Below are 3,055 nucleotides of genomic sequence, written 5' to 3'. Positions count from 1 at the left end.
ATTTACTATTAACTTTAAGTAATTAAATAGTATTTTTTTAATTAAAATTTTATTATGAGTTTCAGTTTAAGTTTTTAGTTTAATTCTTACTAATTTAATTAATATTCGTAATTGATTATTATTTTTAAGGTGTAAATATGCGTGGAGATTTATATGATAATATTGTAACGGTTTCTATAACTGAATCTTCTAAAAAACCAATTGCTTTAAATGAGAAAAGTCATTTTGGAAAAATTACTAAAGCAGCTTTAGAACTTTCAATTATAGAAGCAGCTTATTTAATGGAAAATAATCGTTTAAATATTTATGAAAATGATGTTAAATGTGATTTTGCTTATATAATCTCTTTAATTAAAGAAAAAGATATTTATGGTAAATTTTTAGTTTATAGAGACCTTAAAAATAGAGGATATATAATTAAAACAGGATTTAAATATGGTTCTGAATTTAGATTATATGAAAGAGGTTTAGCTCCTGATAAAGGACATTCTAATTATCTTGTAAAAGTTATTTATGAGAAATATGATATTAATGCATTAAATTTTTCAAGTTATGTTAGAGTAGCTCATGGTGTAAATAAAAATCTTTTACTTGCAGTAGTTGATGATGATCAAGATATTACATATTATAATGTACAATGGACAAGACCTTAATTTTAGCTTTTTTTAAAATTAATCTATTAACTAAATTTTTCAAGTATTTTTTTAAAGTTAAATTTTATTAAGTTTATTTACTAGTTTAGTTATGTTTAGTAAGTATATTGTGTTTAGAATTTTTATTTACTAATTAATTTTATTTAGTGGGATATTGTTTAGAGTTTTTATTTACTAGTTTAATGTCTTAGTGACTATATTATTATATTAATTTAAGTAAGCATATTTTATAAAGAATTTATACTATTATTTTAGGTGATTTATTTGTTAGACCCATGGACAGCAGATTCATTTGATTATGATAAAATTATAAAACAATTTGGGATTCAAAATTTTGAGGATGAACTTAAAAAAATTAAAGATCCTCATAGATTAATGAGAAGAGGAATTATATTTGGTCATAGGGACTTTGGTGAAATAGTTAAATTATTAAATTCAAATAAACCATTTGCAGTTGTTAGTGGTATGATGCCTTCTGGTCCAATGCATATAGGTCATAAAATGGTTATTGATCAATTAATATGGTATCATAATCATGGTGCTAAATTATCAATTCCTATTGCAGATTTAGAAGCATATGCTGCACGTGGTATTAGCTTTGAAAAAGGTAAACAGTTAGCTATTGATGAGTATTTAACAAATTATATTGCGTTAGGTCTTGATCTTACAGTTGATGATATTAATGTTTATCTTCAATCAAAAAATGAAATATTACATAATTTATCATTTAGAGCATCTCTTAAAGCAAATTTCAATGAAATGAAAGCTATTTATGGTTTTTCTCCTTCTACAAATTTAGCTCATGTTAATTCTCCACTTGTTCAAGTAGCGGATATTTTAATGCCACAAGTTGAAGAAAATGGCGGTCCAATTAACACTGTTGTACCAGTAGGTATAGATCAAGATCCTCACCTTAGATTAACAAGAGATATTACAAATAAACTTAAAGATGAATTAGGTTTTATTACACCATCAAGTACTTATCATAGATTTTTAACTGGATTAACTGGTGATAAAATGTCATCAAGTAAACCAAAAACAGCTATTTATTTAAATGATTCAACTAAAGATGCTGTTAATAAATTAAAATCTGCAAAAACTGGTGGAAGGGAATCTTTATCTGAACAGAAAGAAAAAGGAGGACAACCTGACCAATGTGTTATTTTTGAAATGCTTTTATACCATTTAATTGATGATGATAAGGAACTTAAAAAAATTAGAGATGAATGTTTAAACGGTAACCTTTTATGTGGTGTATGTAAAAATAAAACATGTGAGCTTTTAGAAGAATTTTTAGATAATCATCATTCTAAACAAGTTGAAGCTCATGAGATTGCAGAAGCAATAATTGATTAAATATTTAAATAAATGAAATGTTGTGATATTTTTGAATAATTCATTTGGAAAGTTTTGTACACTTATTTGGATTAATATTAAAGAAGCATTTACTGAAAATAAAAAATTATTACTAATTTCTGTACTTTTATTTTTAGTATCTGCAATTTTAGCTTGTGTTTTTGTTTCAAGTATAGATTCTGGAATGGGTATGGTTATTCATGGATTAAAAAAACAGCTTGCTACAGGTCAAATTAAATTAACCTATGATTCAATATTTTTAAGTAATTTTAAAGTTACTTTAATGATGTATTTTGTAGGTATATTATTTGGTATTATAACTGCAGTATTGATGATTCTTAATGGTATGATTATAGGATATGTTTTAGGTAAAGGTCCTTTTTTAGTTGTATTATTATATATTTTACCTCATGGAATATTAGAATTCCCTGCATTAATATTTTCATGTACAGCTGGATTTACATTATTTAAATTTATAAATAGATTTATTAAGAATATACGTAATCCTGATAATGATTATATAAATCATCATTATATTAATACTCCAGGATTTAGTTATAATAAAGATGATAAATTATCTTTTAAAACAAGAGTATCTATATCTTATCATCAAAATAATAGAATCTTAGTTCAATCTTTGACTATATTAATAGTAGCTATTATATTATTGTTAATTGCAGCATATATTGAGGTTTACATAACTCCTGGTTTGGCTAAACATCTTGTTGCAACATACCATTTACAATAATTTAATTTATATTATATATTTTTAAATTTTTTTTATTTTTTTAAGTTGATTTTTTTTAGTTTTTCTTTATTGGTATTTTCTAAGTTGTTTATTTTAAAGTATTCTGTTTTGTTCTATTTTTATTGTTTATGTTTTATTTTTGCTTTGTAAGAGTTTGGTTCTATTTTTATTTATGATATTGTTTTTTATTTTAATTTGATATTTTTTTATACAGTTTTACTATAATATTCTAAATTTTTATATTTTAAAGTAATTTAAAAAAATAGTTTATATAATTAAAGAAACATATATATTAAAG

Annotated in this window: 3 protein-coding genes; all 3 read left to right on the top strand. The window is 23.0% G+C overall.

What is annotated here, in order from left to right; all coding sequences use genetic code 11:
- Positions 1-137: 137 nt before the first annotated feature.
- Complete coding sequence (endA, locus tag BGI41_RS07450) at positions 138-653, top strand: tRNA-intron lyase (protein WP_088540064.1); 516 nt, start codon at positions 138-140, stop codon at positions 651-653.
- A gap of 264 nt (positions 654-917) precedes the next feature.
- Positions 918-2,009 carry a tryptophan--tRNA ligase gene (locus BGI41_RS07445; protein WP_088540062.1) on the top strand — a complete coding sequence of 364 codons (1,092 nt, stop codon included), beginning with the start codon at positions 918-920 and terminating at the stop codon, positions 2,007-2,009.
- A 31-nt stretch (positions 2,010-2,040) separates the two neighbouring features.
- Entirely contained in the window at positions 2,041-2,757 is a 717-nt protein-coding gene (locus BGI41_RS07440) for a stage II sporulation protein M (RefSeq protein WP_158211977.1), read from the top strand.
- The last annotated feature ends 298 nt before the right edge of the window (positions 2,758-3,055 follow it).

This window comes from Methanobrevibacter sp. 87.7 (assembly GCF_002208625.1).
GTDB lineage: Archaea > Methanobacteriota > Methanobacteria > Methanobacteriales > Methanobacteriaceae > Methanarmilla.
This window is presented reverse-complemented; position numbering and strand designations above follow the sequence as displayed.

Coding starts and splice junctions, on each gene's coding strand:
- endA (WP_088540064.1), top strand. CDS start 138: ATGCGTGGAGATTTATATGATAATATTGTAACGGTTTCTATAACTGAA.